Genomic DNA, 18,582 nt, shown 5'->3' with positions numbered 1-18,582 from the left:
TCAGGACGTTCAGGCCACGTCCTCGGCGCGCAGCGCGCGCTGCAAGGCCGCCGGATCGAGCCTAGCGCTGCGGGCCGGCCCCAGTTCGAGCACGCCCTCGCGCCGCATCGCGCTGACCAGCCGGCTGGCGGTCTCGAAGGTCATGTCCAGCATCGCGCCGATCTCCTCGCGGCGCGGCAGCCAGATCACGCCCTGTGCGTCGGCGTTGTCGGCCAGCCGCAGCAACAGGCGCAGCAGGCGCCGCCGGGCCGGGCCGGTCGACAGTTCGGTGACCCACGTCTCGGCCGCGTCCAGCGCGGCCTGCCAGCGCAGCATCAGCTCGCGCGGCAGCGTGCCCGGTCCGCGCGCCAGGTCCTCGATCAGGGTGTGCGGGATGCGGCAGAGCTGCACGGGGGTACAGGCGATGGCCTCGTCGGCATAGGGCCGCTGCAGCAGCGCCTCCTGCCCGATCAGGTCACCCCGGCCGGCCAGCCGCACGATGCGGCGATCGCCCCGTTCGGTGTGACGCTCGAAGCGCACCAGTCCGGCCCGGATGGTGTAGACCGCCTGCCCCGGCACGCCGCGTCCGTAGAGCACCTGGTCGGCCGCCAAGTCCAGGCTGGCGATGTGCATGTGGATGCCGTCCAGCCCGGCCTCGTCCAGCGCCCCGAACAGCGCCTCGCTGCGCACCTCGCAGCTGGCACAGGCCTGGGCTTGCGGATGGCGGTGATCCTGGCGGTAGATGGGGATGACGGACATGGGGCAGAAGCGGGCAGAGGCGGGCGGGAAAGGCTGGCAGCGGTCGTCGGCCGGCCAATATATCCGCAGCGACTGATGTCGGCCGCCCCTCGCGATTCAGCCCGCCAACGGCACCGTCAACCGCCTGCCCGCGCCGCCTCGATCGCCGCGATGTCGATCTTCACCATGCCCATCATGGCCTCGAAGGCACGTTTGGCGGCGTCGCGGTCCGGGTCCATCAAGGCCTCGGAAAGGGCGCGCGGCGTGATCTGCCACGACAAGCCATAGCGGTCCTTGCACCAGCCGCAGGCGCTTTCCTCGCCGCCGTGGTCGACGATGGCGCGCCAGAGCCGATCGGTCTCGGCCTGGTCATCGGTGGCGACCTGGAAGGAGAACGCCATCGAATGCGGCACGCCCGGCCCGCCGTTCATGCCCAGGCAGGGGATGCCGAGCACGGTGAATCGCACGGTCAGCACGTCGCCTTCCTTGCCCGACGGGTAGTCCGCCGGCGCCCGCAGGATCTCGCCGACGGCGCTGTCGGGAAAGGTCTCGGCATAGAAGCGCGCGGCGTCGAGCGCGGTGCCGTCGTACCAGAGGCAGAGGGTGTTGGCGGGGATGGTGGAGAGGTCGGACATGGGCTGGCTCCTGGACAGGTTCGGTGCGTGACGTGGGCGGTCGCTCCACGCGCCAGTGGCTCTGGCGCGGGGCCTGGACATCCTGATCTTCACACCTGCCCGGGTCGGTGAGGCACCGCATGTCCGCGTGGCATCCGCTGGTCAGCGTTCGTGGCCGATGACGCGTTGGCGCATGCGGCGGGTGTCATGGCCCCGGCGCCACAGGCGCATCAGGAAGCGCGCCGCGCGGGCCAGCGCGTTGTCGAGCGCCGTGCGCCAGTCGCTGGCGACGGAGGTGACGACGACAGACCCGGCGCCATCGGTCCGGAGTTCGACCTGGCAGCGCTTGTCGATGCCGCCGCGCGGTCCGTTCACATCCGACATCTGCACCTCGGCGCGGGGCACGAGCCAGCCCAGGCGTCGAAGCACGAAGCGCACGCGGCGTTCGGTCAGGTCGCGCAAGTCGGTGGCTTGCGGGTGTCGGGACTTGAAAAGCACTTGCATCTCGGATCTCCATCGGGTGAAGGACGACGGAAATGTCGGGTGCCTCGTGGTTCTGAAAAAGCAGCATTTCAGGAACTCGGACATCGGTCGAAGCTGAGTGCGCAAACGGCGTTTCGGTCCCAGACTTCGGCGCTTTGAGGCGCCACGATCCGGATCGTCCGCCTCGATCTTCCCGACAAGAAGGACCTGAAAACACCTGAGGCCATGGACAACATCCCGGTCATCGACCCCACGTCGGCGCTGCAGTTCATCGTCAATGCGGCGGCGGGCAGCAGCGACGCGCAGGCCAAGCGACAGGTCATCGAAGCGGCGCTGCGCGCGGCCGGGCGACGCGGTGACGTGCAGTTCTGCAGCCCGGCCGAGTTGACACGCGTGTCGCAGCAGGCGGCGGCAAGGGCCATCGTCAGCCGCACGGCCGTCGTCGCCGTCGGTGGCGATGGCACGCTCAATGCGGTGGCGCAGGCCGCTCATGCCGCAGGCTGCGCCATGGGTGTGGTGCCGCAGGGCACCTTCAACTACTTTGCGCGCACGCACGGCATACCCGTCGACCCCAGCGAGGCGGTCCACCAACTGCTGCGGTCGACGCCCGTCCCGGTGCAGGTGGCGGGTGTCAATGAAAGTGTGTTCCTCGTCAACGCCAGCCTCGGGCTCTATCCGGAACTGCTGGAGGACCGCGAAGCCTACAAGGCCCGTTTCGGTCGCAGCCGCTGGGTGGCGTTCGTCGCGGCCGGCGCGACGCTGCTGCGTGCGTCAGCCAGGCTGCGCGTGCACATCGAGATGGGCGGCCGGTCGCGCGACGTCCAGACCCTGACCCTCTTCGTGGGCAACAACCGGCTGCAACTGCAGCAGCTTGGCGCCGAGCCTGACGACACCGTCGCCGGCACGCCGGGTGACGGCAGCATGGGGGCCTTGATGCTGCGCCCCATCGGCACGCTGCCGATGCTCGGGCTGATGCTGCGAGGGGCGCTGGGCCGACTCGGCGAGGCTGCCGGGGTGGAGCGCTTCGAGTTCCAGCACATGGTGGTCAGACCGACGCTGCCGCGCGGGCGCCGCACGGTGAAGGTGGCCTTCGATGGCGAAGTGACGACGCTGCGCGCGCCACTGGCATTCCGCGTGCTCGCCAAGCCGCTCTACCTGCTGGCGCCGCAGCCCGGGGAGTCCGGCGGATGACCCTCTTGCTGCAAATCTCCGATCCGCACTTCGGCACCGAACAGGCACCCGTCGTGGAGGCCCTGAGGTCATGGGCACGTCAGCAGCGGCCCGATCTGGTCGTGCTGTCGGGCGACATCACGCAGCGGGCCCGACCGTCACAGTTCCGCGCCGCTCGTGCCTTCACGGATGGCCTTGGCGTGCCCGTGCTGGCGGTGCCCGGGAACCACGACATCCCGCTGTTCGATCTGTGGACGCGCCTGCTCAACCCTTACGGGCGCTACCGCGCCGCTTTCGGTGCAGACCTCGAACCCGTCTACCGCTCTGCGGAACTCCTGGCGGTGTGCGTCAACACCACCCGACCCTGGCGCCACAAACATGGCGAGGTCAACGCGCAGCAGATCGACCGGGTGGCCCGTCTGTTGGCGCGCGCCGACCCTGAGCAGCTGCGCGTGGTCGTGGTGCACCAGCCCATTGCCGTCACACGCCTCGAGGACGAGTGCCATCGGCTGCGCGGACATGCGCCCGCGCTGCGGCGCTGGGCTGATGCGGGCGCCGACCTCGTCATCGGTGGTCACATCCACCTGCCCTTCGTCATGCCGCTGCAAGGCCTGGCGCGGCCGCTGTGGGCCGTGCAGGCGGGCACGGCCGTGTCGTCTCGCGTGCGCGAAGGCGCGCCCAATTCGGTGAACCTTCTGCGCTGGGGCGCGCACGCGCCGCCCGGATGCTGCCGGATCGAGCAGTGGGACTACCAGAGCGACGAGCAGCGCTTGCGGCTCGCCAAGACCAGCGAGATCCGGCCGGCCAGGACGGCCCGGGCGTGAGCCGCCATGGTTAGGCCTGCCGCGCCCCTGGCAGCTCAAACACCAGGCAGGTTGTCGTGGCATGGGCATAGAGCCTGCCATCGGGCCCGACGATGCGGGCCTCGGCCGTGGCCATCTGCCGACCGACGTGGAGGACCTGCCCGACGGCACGCAAAGGCCCCGTCTTCAGCGTGGCGGCACGCACGATGTTCACGCCCAGTTCGGCGGTGGTGTAGCCCCGCCCGGCCGGCATCCGCGTGTGCACCGCGCAGCCCAGCGCCGAGTCCAGCAAGGTCGCATACCAGCCGCCATGTACGCCACCCATCGGGTTGAAGTGCTTGAGCTGTGGCGTGCCCTGGAAGACTGCCCGGCCCTCCGCCACCTCGACCAGCGCGAAGTCTAGCGTGTCGGCGATGTGCGGATACGGCAGCTCGCCCGCCAGCATCGCCTGCAGCGCCTGCAGGCCCGTCATGCCGGCCAAGCGGTCCGGGGTGATGAGGCCCGGACCACCGCCGCCACGCTGCATCGTGGCGCGCACGTCTTCCAGTTGCCGGTTCCAGCGGGCGAGGGTCTCGTCCGGCGTCGAAGGGGGGTCAAGGGGCGTCATGACTGGGGCTCCTGTTGAGGCGAAGGTTTTGCCGGACGCAGCGCGCGGAGTGTGCGCGACCGCACAGATGAGCGCCCGGTCCGGCCCGTAAAGTCGGCGGCGAGGAGGACCGTCGTCAGCCTTCAACGATGAAAGCTTCTTGATGTCGGACACCCTTGAGCCTCGCCACAACCACCTGCTGGCCGCCTTGCCGGCGGACATCTGGCAGCGCTGGGCACCCTTGCTGGAGCCGATCGACCTGCCGCTGGGCACCGTGGTGCAGGAGTCGGAGGCGCGGATGTCGCACGTGATCTTTCCGACCACGGCGATCGTCTCGCTGCTTTACGTGATGGAGAACGGTGCCTCTGCTGAGATCGGCGTGGTGGGCTTCGAGGGCGTGGTGGGCATCTCGCTGTTCATGGGTGGCGAGACGACGCCCAGCCGAGCCGTCGTGCAGAGTGCCGGTAAGGCCTGGCGCATGCGGGCGGCCGACCTGAAGGTCGAGTTCAACAGCGCACTGCCGGTGATGCACCTGCTGCTGCGCTACACCCAGGCGCTGATCACTCAGATGGCCCAGACCGCCGTGTGCAACCGCCATCACTCGCTCGATCAGCAACTCTGCCGCTGGTTGCTGTTGAGCCTGGACCGGCTGGAAGGCACGGACCTGGTGATGACGCAGGAACTGATCGCCAACATGCTGGGCGTGCGCCGCGAGGGCGTCACGGAGGCCGCGCTGAAGTTGCAGACGCTGGGCCTGATCCGCTATGCGCGCGGCCACATCAAGGTGCTGGACCGGCCAGGGCTGGAGGCGCGCACCTGCGAGTGTTATGCGGTGGTCAAGCAGGAGTACGACCGGCTGCTGCCGGCCCGCACCGCGATCTAGCCGCCGGATGTCACGCTGCCGGCAGCGTCGGTGTGCGCTGGCGTACAGCCAGCCGCGCCAGCCGGGGCCATGCTCGGCCGGTGGTGCGCACGGTCAGCCGGCCGGGCCACGCCGAGACAGCGACACCGTGCACCCTTGCGAAGTACCCACCTGCAACCTGCTGCTCGATGGCCTGCCCGAGGCCGAGCGCGACAGCCTGCTGTCCCACAGCGAACGCATCGAACTGCGATTCGGTGATGTCCTCCACGAGGTCGGCCAGACCCTCGAACACGTGCACTTCCCGAGCAGCGGTTTCATCTCGCTGCTGGTGCAGGTGCCGGGCGGCGCCGGTCTGGAGATCGGCATGGTCGGCCGCGAGGGCATGCTGGGCGTGCCGTTGCTGCTCGGTCAGCCGGTCGCGCCGTGGCGAGGGCTGGTGCAGGGCGCTGGCCTGGCCTGGCGCCTTGACGCCCGTCGACTGCGCCGCGAGATCAAGCACAGCAAGACGCTGCGCAACGTGCTCGACGGCTATGTCTGCAGCCTGTTGACCCAGGTCGCCCGTTCGGCCGGCTGCCTGCACGAACACCCGATCGACCAGCGCCTGGCGCGCTGGCTGCTGATGAGCCTGGACCGCGCCGAGGGCGCGCCCCTGCACGTGACCCAGGCATTCATGGCGGAAATGCTGGGCGTACGACGTGTCGGGGTCACGCGCGCCGCCGCCGTGATGCAGCGAGGCGGCCTGATCCGCTACCACCGCGGTGAGCTGGAAGTGAAGGACCGTGCGGGGCTTGAAGCCGTTGCCTGCAGCTGCTACGCCGCTGAACGGTTGACGCTGCACGCACCCACCCGGGCGACGACGGGCTGACCAGACCTCGCCGCCCGGTCAGCGGAACACGCCCGGGCAGTCGCCGGCGGTCCGTTTCAGCGGCCGTGCCATCCAACCCGCCAGGCCGGCACCCACGAGGGCCGCCGCGCCGGCCGCCCGCCACGGGTGGCGTTGCAGCCAGTCCTGCAGGACGGACAGGGCACAGTGTCCGATCCAGCCCAGCAGCGCGTCGCGGGTCGTCGCGAGCGGCATCGGCGCAAGGGCCTCAAAGGATTCACGGGCCAGAGCATCGGTCAGCACACACGCCACCCGCAAGCGGCTCGCTGCCAGCCGCGCGACAGCCTGATCGACACGCGACGTGGCCGTGGGCAAGGGGGTAGCCCTCATGGCTGTGCTCCGGCTGCATCGACCGCCTCGCGCCAGGCTGCCACGTCAGCAGCCAGTTGGGCACCGATGGTGTCGAAAGCGGGGCGCGACGCCTGCCGTCGCGCGGCCTGCCAGGCCAAACCGGCGGCCAGCAGGGGCAACAAGGGCACCGCCAGCAGCCACAGCAGCACAGGCAACGGCATGCCAAGGGACAGGCCAGCCTCGACAGGCCACCGTCCGGGCATCAGCCACCAGAAGGCCGACAGCATCGCGGCCATGCCGGCCAGCACGACGCCGCAGGCCAGCAGCAAGCACGACAGCAGCGTCAGCCACAGGCGGCGCTCCTGCGCCTGCAGCCACAGCGCCAGCTCCGCCGCCAGCAGCGTGCCATGTGCGCCGAGGTGCTCGACGAGCAGACCGGGTTGTCGCCACACGAGGCGCCACACGAGGCGCAACGTCACCCACAACCAGGAGGTGTGCCCAGCCATGTTCAACGGTCCCGGTGGTCGCCGCCGCGCGGGCGCAGCAGCCAGCCGCCGATCAGCACCAGCGCAGCACCGGCCGAGGCCGCCAGCAGCAGCGACGGCAGCGGCTGCTCGCGGATGTAGCTCGCGCCTGCCAGCCGTGCGCTGCGGGCACGTTCTCGCGCGGCATCAAGGCCCTCGTGGGCGAGATCCTCGATGCCGCCGGCCAGTTCGTGCAAGGCGGGACGCACACGCGCACCGCCGTTGGCAATGCGGGCGGCGCCGTCGACCAAGGCATCGGTGACCTGGGCGGCGGCTTGCGAGAAGGATGCGTGTTCGGAAGACATGGCGGGACTTTCACAGGGGGGGGAAAACGCGTCCGTCGACCGGCAGCGCGACAGCTCGGCGGCGTGACGTATCAGGGGCCGGGCCTGTCCACATGCTGATCCGGCCAGCTGCCGGCGTCGGTGCGCTGGCGCACGCTGGCGACGGCGCGTCGGCCAGGTCCAGCGTGTCCCGGCGCACCGACAGGTCGGCACCCGGCGGTCACCACGACCTTCGGGCGCTGCTCACCGGCGTTGACGTTTGCCGCTAGACGTAGCCACCCGCTCGCAGCGGCACGGTCGATGGCAGCGTGCGGGTGTCCCAGACGACCGGCACGCGTTGCCGGGCCGACTGGCGCAGCTGGTCCAGCAACGGCCAGGCGCGTCGACGCAGGCTGACCGGTTCATCGTCCGAGCCGGAGCCTGACGCGGCGCCGTCATCCGCGCCGGCATCCGTCGCGCCAGCATCGTCATCGCCCCGACCGGCCTCGTCTGCGCCGATCGCCCGTTCCAGCGCCTGGATCGCCTGCGCCAGGTCTTCCGGCACCACGATGCCTTGCGGCGCGCTGTCCTTGCCGATCAGGTGCAGCAGTTCAGATGCCGTGGCGGAGGTCATCAGGACCTCGGCCGTCACGGGCGACTTGAAGAGGTAGAGCATGGCGAGCCTCCGTGGGGGGTCGTGGGATCGGATCGCGGACCCGGTTCTTGGCGCGGTACATGGCGCGGTCGGCTTGCCGGAGCAAGGTGTCGCCATCGACGTCGTCGCCGCCCAGCCCGGGATAAAACACATGGCCGACGCTGGCCGAGACCTGCAGGGTTCGCCAGCCCAGGTCAACCGGTGCCTGCACGGCCGCGCGCACGCGGGCCAGCACGGGCGGCAAGTCGCCGGCTTGATCGAGGTCCAGCAAGAGCACGAACTCGTCACCACCGACCCGGGCCACCGTCTCCTCGGCGCGCACGATCTGTTCGAGCCGGCGCGCGATGGCCACCAGCACGACATCGCCAGCGGCATGACCGTGCTGGTCATTGATCGCCTTGAAGCCGTCGAGATCCAAGCAACACACCGCCAGCGGACGGCGGCTGCGGCGGGCTCGTGCCATGCCCACGCCCAGCCGATCGGCCAACAGGCGGCGGTTGGGCAGCCCGGTCAGCAGGTCGTGATGGGCCTGCTGGCGCAACTGGGCGTTCAGGTGCTCCAGCTCGACCAGGCGGTGCACAAGGATGCGGACCTGCCGGTTCAGCGTGGCCAGATCGGACTCGACGGGTGCGGGCAGCGGCGTCATGGCCACAGTGGGCCAGCGATGGCTGGCGGCGTCGGTGCGCTGGCACACAGATGAGCCGGGCGGTATCGACCTGGTCCGGGCCCGTTGGGCGCACACTCGGTGCGCTGGCGCACGCTGTCACGCGCCCCCACGAGGAAGTCCGTGCTCGCCATTTCCGACCTCCACCTGATGAATGGCCTGCTGGCTGCCCTGCCCGAAGCGGACTACCTGCGCTGGCAGGACAGGCTGGAGGACATCGAGCTGACGGCAGGCCAGGTGCTCTACCAGCCCGGCGAGCGACCCGCCCATGTGGTGTTCCCGTTCACCTGCATCGTCTCGGTTCGGCAAGTGCTCCACAACGGCAGTTCGACCGAGATCGCGCAGGTTGGCCGAGAGGGCCTGATCGGCATGGCGCTGTTCATGGGCGGCGCATCAACGCCTAGCCGCGCGGTGGTCCTCAGCCCGGGCCTGGCCTGCCGCCTGCCGGCAACCGTGATGCTGGAAACCTTCGAGCGATCCCGCGACGTGATGCACCTGCTGCTGCGCTACGCCCAGGCGGCCATCGCCCAGATGGCGCAGACGGCCGTCTGCATCCGCCATCACACGCTGGACCAGCAGCTCTGCCGCTGGCTTTTGCAAAACCTCGATCGGCTGGACCGCATGGCGCTGACCCTCACCCAGGAGCAGATCGCCGGCGCGCTGGGCGTGCGCCGCGAGGGCATCACCGCCACGGCGCTGGACCTGCAAGCCGCCGGCTTGATCCGCTACCGGCGCGGCCAGATCACGGTGCTGGACCGGGCCGCTCTGGAGCGACGCAGCTGCGAGTGCTACGACGTGGTGCGGCGCGAGTACGCGCGCCTGTTGCCGGCCCGGCCGAGGCGCTGACCGTCCTGGTGCTCTGCGTGGGCTGTGTACGGCAGCGCACCGACAGCGCCGATACCGCCGTGTAGAACGCCAGGACCGATCCACGTACAAGGCCCAGGAGGTCCCGATGTCCAAGTCACAGCGCGGCAACAAGGAAGCGAAGAAGCCCAAGAAGGACCCGGCCCGGGTGGTCGTCCCGACGGCCAGCGCGCCGGTCGTGATGCACGCGCCGGCCGAACGCACCAAGGGTCGACGTTGAAGGCACGGCCATGATGGCCGACCTTCCCCACGCCCACGCGCCAACCTGGAGCACCGCCTGCGAAGGCGACGACGGCGCAACCTCGCCGGGCGAGTTGAAGGCGCTGGGCGAACACCTGCGGGTCTGCGCCCACCTGAAGGGTCGCTGGTTCGGGCTGCACTGCGTCCTGGCTGGCATCACCGGCTATGCCGCCGGGCATGTCGTCACCAGCCTGATCACGCTGGCCGGGCTGGCCCTGCTGTTGTCGCTGGTGGCCTGAGCGATGGCCTGAGCGGTGGCCGACCTCGCGTGGTGGCGGCTGGTCCCTGGCGGGGTGCCACCCGCGTTGTCTGCCATGCTCGATGGCAGCGAGGCCAGCCCGGGGCTGCTGCTGCCACCGATCCGGGCCGAGCTGTTCGGCCGCGAGCGTTTCGCCCAGCACGGCCGCAGCCTGGGTGTGACCCACCGCATCCTGCCGCCGGCCGACCGTCCGCTGGCGCCGTGGCGGGCGCTGGCGGCGGTCTTCACGCCCACCTTCGTGCCTCGCTTGAAGAGCAACGTGCGGGTGCTGCGACAGGCGCACGACTTCATCGGCACCCAGGCCGCCACCGGCCATGACGTCAGCCCGGCGGCCGAATGGCTGCTCGACAACTTCCACCTGATCGAGGCCCAGCTCCAGGCCGTGCACGACGGCCTGCCGAGGCGCTACTTCCGCAGCCTGCCGGTGCTGGTCGATCCGCCGCTGGCCGGCCTGCCGCGCATCTATGGCGTGGCCTGGGCCCATGTGGCCCACACCGACGGCGCCTTCGACGAGGACCTGCTGGTCCACTTCCTGAACGCCTACCAGGAGACCCGTCCGCTGAGCCTGCGCGAGCTGTGGGCCCTGCCCACCACGCTGCGGGTGGTGCTCATCGAAAACCTGCGCCGCCTGGCCGAACGGGTCGCCACCAACAAGGCCGCCCGCGAGCTGGCCAACCGCTGCTGTGACCACATCGGCCATGCGCCGGACGGCGGCCACGGCCCGGACAGCTCGACCTGGCTGGACCCGCTGCTGGCACGGCTGAACCGGCGCGGCGCCGGTGCGGCCTTCCTGGCCCAGATGGCGCAACGGCTGCACGACATCGGCAGTTCCGGCAGCCTGCACCCGGCCAGCCGCCACCGCAGCTGGCTGCAGCGGGTGCTGCCGCAACCGGCCGTGCTGCTGGAACAGCAGCGCGCCGACCAGACGGCCGACAACCTCAGTGTCAGCAATGCGGTGCGCTCGCTGCGAGCGGTGGCCGATGCCGACTGGCCGGACCTGATCGGCCGCACCAGTGTGCTGATGCAGGCCATGCTGGCCTCGCCGGTGTTCGAGGCCGAGGACAGCGCCAGCCGCGATCTGACCCTGCACGGCATCGAGCAGTTGGCCCGCCGCAGCGGACACGACGAGGCCGCCGTGGCGCGCACCCTGCTCGACCGGATGCGGACGCCTGAGGACCCGCACGACGTGCGCCTGACGCTGGCCAGCCACTGGCTGACGGGTGACGGTCGGCCGGCGCTGGTGCGCGCGCTCGGCCTGCGCGAACCGGTCGCCGCCATCTGGCGCCGTCTCGCGCCCAAGCTGGCCCTGCCGGCCTATCTGGCGACGGTGGCCGGCGGCAGCGTGACGCTGGTGGCTTGGCTGTTGCCCTTCATGCCTGTCACGCCCCTCGGCCCGGCCGGCAGCAGTGCCAGCATGGCACTGGCCGCCGTGTTCGCCGCGTTGATGGCCTTCCCGGCCTCGGAGGCCGTGATCGCGGTGATCCACCGGCTGATCAGCGAGTCGACCCGCCCTCGCCGCCTGCCGCGCTGCGCCTATGCCCGGGGCCTGCCGGCCAGCCAGCGCGTGCTCGTGGTGGTGCCGACGATGCTGGGCGACGCGGCGACGCTCGCCGCGCAGCTGCGCGGCCTGCGCCGACACCATCTGGCCAATCCGGAAGCCCATGCCCAGTTCGCCCTGCTGACCGACTGGCCCGACGCGGCCAGCGCCAGCTTGCCAGCCGACGCCGACCAGCTGAGCGCCGCTCGCGCGGGCATCGAGGCGCTGAACCGGCTGCATCCGCCGGCCGTCAGCACCGAGCCCTGCGCAACCAATCCGCCATCGCCGACCTTCCTGCTGCTGCACCGGCCGCGCACGCACAGCGCCAGCGAACAGGCCTGGATCGGCTGGGAGCGCAAGCGCGGCAAGCTCGAACAACTGGTGCAGGCGCTGGCCACGGGCGATGTCTCGGCCTTCGTTGACCTGGGCGCGCTGTCGCGTCCGACGGCGTTCACGCGCCACCTGGTCACGCTCGACAGCGACACGCAACTGCCGCCGGGCCGGCTGCGCGAGCTGGTGGGCATCGCCGCGCATCCGGCCAACGCGCCGCAGCTCGACGCCAGCGGGCGCCGGGTGGTGCGCGGCTACGGCATCCTGCAGCCGCGCGTGGCCACACCGCTGCCGCAAGCCGATGCGGTCACGCCCTTCCATGCCCTGTTCGCCGGCCAATGCGGGCTGGACCCGTACAGCGCGGCCTCGTCCGAGGTCTACCAGGACGTGCACGACGAGGGCACCTTCAGCGGCAAGGGCCTGCTCAACGTCGCTGCCATGTTTGCCGTGCTGGCCGGGCGCCTGCCGGACGGACAGGTGCTGAGCCACGACCTGCTGGAAGGCTCGCTGGCGCGCTGCGCGCTGGTCAGCGACATCGCGCTGATCGAGGAAGCGCCCTTCCACGCCGACCTGGCCGCCGCCCGGCTGCACCGCTGGACCCGTGGCGACTGGCAATTGCTGCCCATCCTGTTGCGCCCGGGCCGCTACCCGATGAAGGCGGTCAACCGCTGGAAGATGGTCGACAACCTGCGCCGCTCGCTGGTCGCGCCTGCCACCTGGGCGCTGGTCGTGCTGAGCGTGGGCATGGCCCTGACGGCCCTCGATGGCGACGGCGCGATGCGTGCCCTCGGCCCGGCGGCGGCGCTGTGGCTGGCCCTGGCCGCCTTCACGGCCGGACCGTTGCTGGGCGCCCTGGCCGCAGCCGTGCCCAGCGACACCAGCCACGCCTGGCGACACCACCTGCGCCATGTCGGCGACGACCTGCTGCGGGTGGCCGGCGGTGGCCTGTGGCATCTGGCGATGTTGCAGCAGCATGCGCTTGACGGGCTGGACGCCGTGCTGCGCGCGCTGCACCGGCTGCTGGTCAGCCGGCGTCACCTGCTGCAGTGGCTGCCCAGCGCGCAGTCACGTGCCAGCCTGCATCTGCGCGACCTGGTCGTCACCCATGCGCCAGCTTCGGCGCTGGCCGTGGTCATGCTAGGAGCCACGGGGCTGGTCCTGGCGGCACCGGCCTGGCTGGGTTGCGCGCCCGGGGGTGCCGGCAAGGGACAGGCCAGCGCCGCAGCCTGGGCGATCGGCTGGTCGCTGGCCTGGCTGGGCACACCCGTCTGGACCCGCTGGGTCAGCCGTCCGCGTCCACGCCGCGAGGCCCTGGCCCTGTCGACGACCGGGCGTCACTACCTGCACGGCGTGGCGCGCGACAGCTGGCGGCTGTTCGAGCGCTGCGTTGGCCCGGCCGACCACCACCTGCCACCCGACAACCTGCAGACCGATCCGCAGGACGTGGTGGCCCGGCGCACCTCGCCAACCAACATCGGCCTCTACCTGCTGAGCGCGGCTTGCGCCCGGTCCTTCGGCTGGATCGACTCGGCCGAGCTGGCCAGCCGGCTGGAGGCCACCCTCGACACGCTCGACCGGCTGGCGCGCCACCGCGGCCATTTCCTCAACTGGTACGACACCGCGCAGGCCACGCCGCTGCTGCCGATGTACGTCTCGACGGTGGACAGCGGCAACCTCTGCAGCCACCTGCTGGCGGTCGCCCAGGCCTGCCTGGACGAGTTGCCCGAGCCCTGGCCCGTCGCACAGCGCTCGGCGCTGGCGGCGCGCCTGACGACGTTGTCCGCACGCTGCCAGCGGCTCGCCTGGGAGGCCGACTTCGCCTTCCTGCACCACCGCAAGCGGCGCCTGCTGCACATTGGCTACCGGGTCGCCGAACAGCAGCTCGATGCCGGCTTCTACGACCTGCTGGCCTCGGAATCGCGCCTGACCAGCCTGCTGGCCATCGCCAAGGGCGACGTGCCGGTGGCGCACTGGGCGGCGCTCGGCCGGCCGTTCTATGCGCTGGGCAGCCGCTGCGCGCTGCGGTCGTGGTCGGGCTCGATGTTCGAGTACCTGATGCCCACGCTGGTGCTCGCCGAACCCCAAGGCAGCGTGCTGCGCGAAGCCTGCGACTCAGCCATCCGCGAGCAGATCGCCTACGGCCAGGCGCACCACGTGCCCTGGGGCATCTCCGAATGCGCCCACGCCGGACGTGACCACACGCTGACCTACCAGTACGCGCCCCAAGGCGTGCCCCGTCTGGCCCTGCGCCGCACGCCGCCCGACGAGCTGGTCGTGGCGCCCTACGCCAGCGCGCTGGCCGCGCAGCTGGTGCCGCACCTGGCTTGCCTGAACCTGATGGCGCTCGAAGACCTGTCCGCCCGCGGCGCCTGCGGCTTCGTCGACGCGTTGGACCACACCCCCACCCGGCTGACCGTGCTGGAAAGCGGCCAGACCCGCGCCACGCCGGTCGCCACCTTCATGGCCCACCACCAAGGCATGACCATCGTTGCGCTGGCCAACGTGCTGCTGGACGGCCTGGCGCAGCGCTGGGGCATGGCCGATCCGCACCTGGATGCGGTGGCCTCGCTGCTGCACGAGCAGCCGCCGCGCGAGGTCTCGTCGCTGTCAGCGCCGCCCGCGTTGCCGGCATCGCCCGCGGCCGAGGTGCGCGCGCCGGTGCTGTTCCGCGAGGTTCTGCCCGGCGCATCGGCGGTCGAGCCCACCCATGCCTTTGGCAACGGCCGGCTCGGCATCACGCTGCGGGCCAACGGCTGCGGCACCGGCCACTGGGACACGGTCGCCATCCACCGCGAGCGCGACGATGCGCTGCGCGATGCCCACGGCAGCTTCCTCTACCTGCGACGGGCCGCACCAGCGCCCGAGCCGGCCGGGCTGCTGGAACGCTTGGCGCAGGAGCTGGTGGGGCCGGCGCCAACACCGCCCGCAACCCCGTCGGGCCCGGCCGGACTGGTCTCGCTGACCGCCCATCCGGCACCCGATCCGCAAGCGGTCTACCGCAGCGTCTTCCATGCCGACCGCGTCACCTTCGAGGCCGAATGGCCGGACCTGCAGGCGCAGACCACGGTCTGGGTCAGCCCCGAGGACGACATCGAGTTCCGGCAGGTCGAATGGCGCAACCTGAGCGACATGGCCATCGAGATCGAGTTGCTGTCGGCCTTCGACATCAGCCTGGCCGACCCGCGCGCCGACGAGGCCCACCCGGCCTTCGGCAACCTCTTTGTCAGCGCCCGCTGGCGGCCGGCAACCCGCGCGCTGCTGTTCGAACGCAAGGCCCGGCTGGTGCAGGAGTCGCCCGTGCACCTGGCCCACTTCCTGGCCGCCTGCGAGCCCGCGCCGCTGGCCCTGGGGGTCCAGACCAGCCGGCTGGCCTGGCTGGGCCGGCCCGGCCGCGTCGACCGCCCGCAAGGCCTGCTGCAGCGTGCCGGACCGGACGAGCGCACGCTGGACACCGGGCTGGACCCGGTCTGCGTGCTGGCCACCACCCTGCGCATCCCCGCCCACGGCAAGGCGCGCGTGACCTTTGCCACCGCCATCGCCACCCAGGCGGCGACCGTGCTGGCGATGGTCGACAAGTACCGCCAGCACGAGCATGTGCGGCGCGCCTCACTGATGTCGTCCACGCTGGCGGGCATCCGGCTGCGCAGCCTGGCGATGGGCGCGGAATCGGTCGCGGCGGTGCAGGCGCTGACCACCGCGCTGGTGTCGACGCTGAGCCGCTGGCAGACCGATGTCGCCGTCATGGGCGCGGGAACGGGCGCGGGAACAGGCGCGGGTGACGAGCACGTCGGCTTGCCAGACGACAGCCTGGACCCACGCGACCGCCGCCGCTTGTGGCGCTTGGGCATCTCCGGCGACCGGCCGTGGATCCTGGTGAGCGTCGGCGCGCTGGCCGGGCTGGGGCTGGTGCGCACGCTGGCACAGGCGCTGCGGGGCTGGTCCTGGGCGGGCGTGGCCTGCGACCTGATCGTGATCGACACCGAGCTGGCGTCGTACCACATGACCCTGCACCACGAGCTGAAGGCCCTGGCCGAGCGCCACGGTGCCGACACGGCCGTGCCGGGTCAGACCAGCCGCACGGCGATCCACCTGGTGCACGCCAATGACCTCGACACATGCGATCGCCAGACGCTGCGCAGCGGCGCCCGGGTGAGCCTCGTCAGCGACGGCCGGCCGCTGCTGCACCACGTTCAGGAATGGCTGCTGCAACACGACCGCGACCGCGCCCTGCGGCGCCGCGTGGCGAGCCTTGCGGTCGGCCATGGCGCTGCCCGGACCGCCTGGGTCCCGACCACCGGCCATGTCGAGCCCGACAGCGGTGAGTTCCGCTTCGACGTCGGCCCGCTCCTGCGACCGATGCGGCCCTGGATCAACGTGCTGGCCAACCCCGACTTCGGCTGCCTGCACAGCGAGAGTGGTGCGGGCAGCACCTGGGCCACCAACAGCCGGCTGCACCAGATCACCGCCTGGTCCAACGACGCCGTGGCGGACCCGCCGGGCGAGTGGTTCTTGCTGCAGCTGCGTGACAGCGGCCGTTGCTGGAGCGTGGCGCCTTCGGCATGGGGCGACGCCCAGGCGCTCTACCGGATCGGCCACGGCCAGGGCAGCAGCCGCATCGAGCATTGCATCGAACACGACGGCCAGGAACTGCACATCGGCGCGACCTGGTGCGTCGATGCCGACCTCTCCATCAAGCAGGTCCGCGTCACCTTGGCACACCACGGCCATCCCCGTGGCAGCGGCTCGGACGGCCGGCCGCTGGCACTGCGCCTGGTCGGCCTGGTCGAGTGGCTGTTGGGCGCGCGCCGCAGCGACCGGGCCAGCGTCGTCACGGCGGTGCATGCCTTCAGCACCGTGTTGACCGGGCCACTCCAGGCGGTGCGTCAGACCGGGCGCCAGACCGTCCTGCTGGCGACCCAGGCCGAGCAGGCCGACGGATTCGGCGGCGCCACCGCCTTCCTCACGATGCAGCCCGGCGCATCGCGTCCAGACTGGACCTGCGACCGGCGCGAGTTCATCGACGACGACGGCCGGCTGGTACTGCCCGACGCCCTGGGCCGGCGCAGCGGCGCGGGCCTGGACCCGTGCGCGGCGCTGTCCATCGACATCGACCTCGCGCCCGGCGAACAGGTCGAGCGGGTCTTCCTGATCGGCCACGGCGACACGCCCGAGGCGGCGCTGGCGCTCGCGCAGTCCGCCGTCGAGGTCAGCCCCGCCGTGCGCCAGGACAGCGCCTTGACGCGCTGGGACACGCTGCTCGGCGCGGTCGAGGTGCGCACGCCCGATCCGCTGTTCGACGCGCTGGTCAACCGCTGGTTGCTCTACCAGACGGTGGCCTGTCGGCTCTGGGCCAAGGCCGGCCACGCCCAGGCCGGCGGTGCGACCGGCTTCCGTGACCAACTGCAGGACGCCCTGGCGCTGGCCTGGTCGGCCCCGTCGCTGCTGCGCCAGCAGATCCTGCGGTGCGCCTCGCGCCAGTACGCCGCCGGCGACGTGCAGCACTGGTGGCACGCACCGGGCGGCGCGGGGGTGCGCACGCGCTTCTCCGACGACCTGCTGTGGCTGCCACACGCCTGTGCGCACCACCTCGCCCGCATCGGCGACGACGGCCTGCTTGACCAGCGCGTGCCCTTCCTGGTCGGTGGCGAGATCCCAGAGGGCGCCGAGGATCTCTACGAGACGCCCCACGCCAGCAGCGAAACCGCCAGCGTCTACGAACACGCCGCCCGCGCCATCGACCGCAGCCTAGGCACGGGTGCGCACGGCCTGCCGCTGATGGGCAGCGGCGACTGGAACGACGGCATGAACCGGGTCGGCCACGAAGGCCGTGGCGAGTCGGTCTGGCTGGCCTGGTTCCTCTGCTGCGTGGTGCGCGACTTCATCCCGATCGCGCGTGGTCGAGGCGACACCGTCCGGGTCGACCGCTGGCAGGACGCGCTGACCGGCTGGATCGCCGCGCTCGACGGCCCGGCATGGGACGGCCAGTGGTACCGGCGCGCCTTCTTCGACGACGGCTCGCCGCTGGGCGCCAGCGGCAACGCCGAGGCCCGCATCGACCTGATCGCCCAGGCCTGGTCGGTGTTCGCCGACGTGACGCCGATCGACCGCCAGCTCGCCGCGATGGCCGCCGCGCAGCGCCACCTGGTTGACCCGGTGCATGGGCTGGTGCGGCTGCTCGATCCGCCTTTCGCCCAGTCCGAACCCAGCCCCGGCTACATCCAGGCTTACCCGAGCGGCGTGCGCGAGAACGGCGGCCAGTACTCGCATGCCGGGGTCTGGGCCCTGATGGCGCAGGCCGCGCTGGCGCGGCGTCTGCGGCCCACCGATCCGGTGGCGGCCCGCGAACACGCCGACGCAGCCTGGCGCAGCTGGGTCCACCTCAGCCCGGCGCACCGAAGCGCCGACCCGGTGTTGGGCCCCCTCTACGGGGCTGAGCCCTACGCCATGGCCGGCGACGTCTACAGCCAGGCGCCATACGCTGGCCGAGCCGGCTGGAGCTGGTACACCGGCAGCGCGAGCTGGATGCACCGCGCGGCGATCGAATCGATCTTCGGCCTGCAGATGGACGCGACGGGCTTCTCGGTCTCGCCCAGCCTGCCCTCGCACTGGCCCAGCGCCGAGCTGTCGCTCACGCGCGGCAGCCTGACGCTGCACATCGCCATCCGGCAGAGGCCGGCCGAAAGCACCACAGCGACGCTCCAGGGCGACGTCACGGACCTGGCAACCGGACAGCTTGTGGCCTGGCAGGGCTTGCAAGGCCATTGCCGCTACCGGATCGACCGGCGCGAGTGACGCAGAGCCCAGCCGCTGCTCGCGAAGCGAGTCGTGCGGGTGTAG

At 71.4% G+C, this 18,582-nt stretch carries 17 protein-coding genes; 8 read left to right on the top strand and 9 right to left on the bottom strand.

The annotated features are described in order from the left end of the window. Positions 1 to 9: 9 nt before the first annotated feature. The 3 genes from EV685_RS19940 to EV685_RS19930 form a co-directional block, all read right to left on the bottom strand. A complete protein-coding gene (locus EV685_RS19940) occupies positions 10 to 738 on the bottom strand; it encodes a Crp/Fnr family transcriptional regulator (RefSeq protein ID WP_130483825.1) in 729 nt (242 codons plus the stop codon). 116 nt (positions 739 to 854) lie between these two features. After that, the gene (locus EV685_RS19935) at positions 855 to 1,352 is read right to left on the bottom strand and encodes a VOC family protein (protein ID WP_130483824.1); all 498 of its coding nucleotides are present in this window, start codon (positions 1,350 to 1,352) and stop codon (positions 855 to 857) included. 141 nt (positions 1,353 to 1,493) lie between these two features. Further along, on the bottom strand, positions 1,494 to 1,835 hold the full coding sequence (locus EV685_RS19930; protein WP_130483823.1) for an HPF/RaiA family ribosome-associated protein: 342 nt from the start codon (positions 1,833 to 1,835) through the stop codon (positions 1,494 to 1,496). Between the two features lie 204 nt (positions 1,836 to 2,039). On the opposite strand from EV685_RS19930, the gene EV685_RS19925 reads away from it, so the two are divergent. Both EV685_RS19925 and EV685_RS19920 read left to right on the top strand, forming a co-directional pair. After that, positions 2,040 to 3,005: a diacylglycerol/lipid kinase family protein gene (locus EV685_RS19925; protein ID WP_130483822.1), complete on the top strand. Its 966-nt coding sequence runs from the start codon at positions 2,040 to 2,042 to the stop codon at positions 3,003 to 3,005. Continuing rightward, the gene (locus tag EV685_RS19920; RefSeq protein ID WP_130483821.1) at positions 3,002 to 3,808 is read left to right on the top strand and encodes a metallophosphoesterase family protein; all 807 of its coding nucleotides are present in this window, start codon (positions 3,002 to 3,004) and stop codon (positions 3,806 to 3,808) included. Before EV685_RS19925 ends, EV685_RS19920 begins: the two co-directional genes overlap by 4 nt. 10 nt (positions 3,809 to 3,818) lie before the next feature. On the opposite strand, the gene EV685_RS19915 is transcribed toward EV685_RS19920, so the two are convergent. Then, positions 3,819 to 4,313, bottom strand: a complete 495-nt coding sequence (locus EV685_RS19915) for a PaaI family thioesterase (RefSeq protein WP_242615701.1) — start codon at positions 4,311 to 4,313, stop codon at positions 3,819 to 3,821. Between the two features lie 223 nt (positions 4,314 to 4,536). On the opposite strand from EV685_RS19915, the gene EV685_RS19910 reads away from it, so the two are divergent. Together EV685_RS19910 and EV685_RS19905 are read left to right on the top strand one after the other, a co-directional pair. Continuing rightward, positions 4,537 to 5,256, top strand: coding sequence for a Crp/Fnr family transcriptional regulator (locus EV685_RS19910; protein ID WP_130483819.1), 720 nt, complete (start codon positions 4,537 to 4,539; stop codon positions 5,254 to 5,256). A gap of 127 nt (positions 5,257 to 5,383) precedes the next feature. Next, positions 5,384 to 6,100 (top strand): Crp/Fnr family transcriptional regulator, encoded by a 717-nt coding sequence (locus EV685_RS19905; protein ID WP_242615696.1) that lies wholly within the window; start codon positions 5,384 to 5,386, stop codon positions 6,098 to 6,100. A gap of 18 nt (positions 6,101 to 6,118) precedes the next feature. Here the strand turns inward: EV685_RS19905 and EV685_RS19900 are convergent, their stop codons facing one another. The 5 genes from EV685_RS19900 to EV685_RS19880 form a co-directional block, all read right to left on the bottom strand. Continuing rightward, complete coding sequence (locus EV685_RS19900) at positions 6,119 to 6,448, bottom strand: hypothetical protein (protein ID WP_130483817.1); 330 nt, start codon at positions 6,446 to 6,448, stop codon at positions 6,119 to 6,121. Further along, positions 6,445 to 6,915, bottom strand: a complete 471-nt coding sequence (locus EV685_RS19895; RefSeq protein WP_130483816.1) for a hypothetical protein — start codon at positions 6,913 to 6,915, stop codon at positions 6,445 to 6,447. Before EV685_RS19895 ends, EV685_RS19900 begins: the two co-directional genes overlap by 4 nt. 2 nt (positions 6,916 to 6,917) lie before the next feature. After that, positions 6,918 to 7,238: a hypothetical protein gene (locus EV685_RS19890; RefSeq protein WP_130483815.1), complete on the bottom strand. Its 321-nt coding sequence runs from the start codon at positions 7,236 to 7,238 to the stop codon at positions 6,918 to 6,920. Between the two features lie 244 nt (positions 7,239 to 7,482). Then, positions 7,483 to 7,872, bottom strand: a complete 390-nt coding sequence (locus EV685_RS19885) for a DUF1840 domain-containing protein (protein WP_130483814.1) — start codon at positions 7,870 to 7,872, stop codon at positions 7,483 to 7,485. Continuing rightward, positions 7,808 to 8,497, bottom strand: coding sequence for a GGDEF domain-containing protein (locus EV685_RS19880; protein WP_130483813.1), 690 nt, complete (start codon positions 8,495 to 8,497; stop codon positions 7,808 to 7,810). The genes EV685_RS19885 and EV685_RS19880 overlap by 65 nt, the downstream gene beginning before the upstream one ends. Before the next feature lie 168 nt (positions 8,498 to 8,665). Between EV685_RS19880 and EV685_RS19875 the strand changes: the two genes are divergently transcribed. The 4 genes from EV685_RS19875 to EV685_RS19865 all read left to right on the top strand — a co-directional run bounded on the left by EV685_RS19875 (position 8,666) and on the right by EV685_RS19865 (position 18,537). Further along, positions 8,666 to 9,361 carry a Crp/Fnr family transcriptional regulator gene (locus EV685_RS19875; RefSeq protein ID WP_130483860.1) on the top strand — a complete coding sequence of 232 codons (696 nt, stop codon included), beginning with the start codon at positions 8,666 to 8,668 and terminating at the stop codon, positions 9,359 to 9,361. 106 nt (positions 9,362 to 9,467) lie between these two features. After that, on the top strand, positions 9,468 to 9,599 hold the full coding sequence (locus EV685_RS21245) for a hypothetical protein (protein ID WP_275938360.1): 132 nt from the start codon (positions 9,468 to 9,470) through the stop codon (positions 9,597 to 9,599). A gap of 13 nt (positions 9,600 to 9,612) precedes the next feature. Beyond that, positions 9,613 to 9,858, top strand: coding sequence for a hypothetical protein (locus EV685_RS19870; RefSeq protein ID WP_130483812.1), 246 nt, complete (start codon positions 9,613 to 9,615; stop codon positions 9,856 to 9,858). Positions 9,859 to 9,873: 15 nt separating this feature from the next. Further along, on the top strand, positions 9,874 to 18,537 hold the full coding sequence (locus tag EV685_RS19865; protein WP_242615695.1) for a GH36-type glycosyl hydrolase domain-containing protein: 8,664 nt from the start codon (positions 9,874 to 9,876) through the stop codon (positions 18,535 to 18,537). Positions 18,538 to 18,582: the final 45 nt, after the last annotated feature.

It is taken from the genome of Sphaerotilus mobilis (genome assembly GCF_004216565.1).
GTDB lineage: Bacteria > Pseudomonadota > Gammaproteobacteria > Burkholderiales > Burkholderiaceae_C > Sphaerotilus > Sphaerotilus mobilis.
This window is presented reverse-complemented; position numbering and strand designations above follow the sequence as displayed.

What these genes read in the sequence shown, in the direction of transcription:
- EV685_RS19935 (WP_130483824.1), bottom strand. Translation starts at nt 1,352, where the DNA reads ATGTCCGACCTCTCCACCATCCCCGCCAACACCCTCTGCCTCTGGTAC.
- EV685_RS21245 (WP_275938360.1), top strand. Translation starts at nt 9,468, where the DNA reads ATGTCCAAGTCACAGCGCGGCAACAAGGAAGCGAAGAAGCCCAAGAAG.
- EV685_RS19920 (WP_130483821.1), top strand. Translation starts at nt 3,002, where the DNA reads ATGACCCTCTTGCTGCAAATCTCCGATCCGCACTTCGGCACCGAACAG.
- EV685_RS19930 (WP_130483823.1), bottom strand. Translation starts at nt 1,835, where the DNA reads ATGCAAGTGCTTTTCAAGTCCCGACACCCGCAAGCCACCGACTTGCGC.
- EV685_RS19900 (WP_130483817.1), bottom strand. Translation starts at nt 6,448, where the DNA reads ATGAGGGCTACCCCCTTGCCCACGGCCACGTCGCGTGTCGATCAGGCT.
- EV685_RS19890 (WP_130483815.1), bottom strand. Translation starts at nt 7,238, where the DNA reads ATGTCTTCCGAACACGCATCCTTCTCGCAAGCCGCCGCCCAGGTCACC.
- EV685_RS19910 (WP_130483819.1), top strand. Translation starts at nt 4,537, where the DNA reads ATGTCGGACACCCTTGAGCCTCGCCACAACCACCTGCTGGCCGCCTTG.
- EV685_RS19925 (WP_130483822.1), top strand. Translation starts at nt 2,040, where the DNA reads ATGGACAACATCCCGGTCATCGACCCCACGTCGGCGCTGCAGTTCATC.
- EV685_RS19870 (WP_130483812.1), top strand. Translation starts at nt 9,613, where the DNA reads ATGGCCGACCTTCCCCACGCCCACGCGCCAACCTGGAGCACCGCCTGC.
- EV685_RS19885 (WP_130483814.1), bottom strand. Translation starts at nt 7,872, where the DNA reads ATGCTCTACCTCTTCAAGTCGCCCGTGACGGCCGAGGTCCTGATGACC.
- EV685_RS19875 (WP_130483860.1), top strand. Translation starts at nt 8,666, where the DNA reads ATGAATGGCCTGCTGGCTGCCCTGCCCGAAGCGGACTACCTGCGCTGG.
- EV685_RS19940 (WP_130483825.1), bottom strand. Translation starts at nt 738, where the DNA reads ATGTCCGTCATCCCCATCTACCGCCAGGATCACCGCCATCCGCAAGCC.
- EV685_RS19880 (WP_130483813.1), bottom strand. Translation starts at nt 8,497, where the DNA reads ATGACGCCGCTGCCCGCACCCGTCGAGTCCGATCTGGCCACGCTGAAC.
- EV685_RS19915 (WP_242615701.1), bottom strand. Translation starts at nt 4,313, where the DNA reads ATGCAGCGTGGCGGCGGTGGTCCGGGCCTCATCACCCCGGACCGCTTG.
- EV685_RS19895 (WP_130483816.1), bottom strand. Translation starts at nt 6,915, where the DNA reads ATGGCTGGGCACACCTCCTGGTTGTGGGTGACGTTGCGCCTCGTGTGG.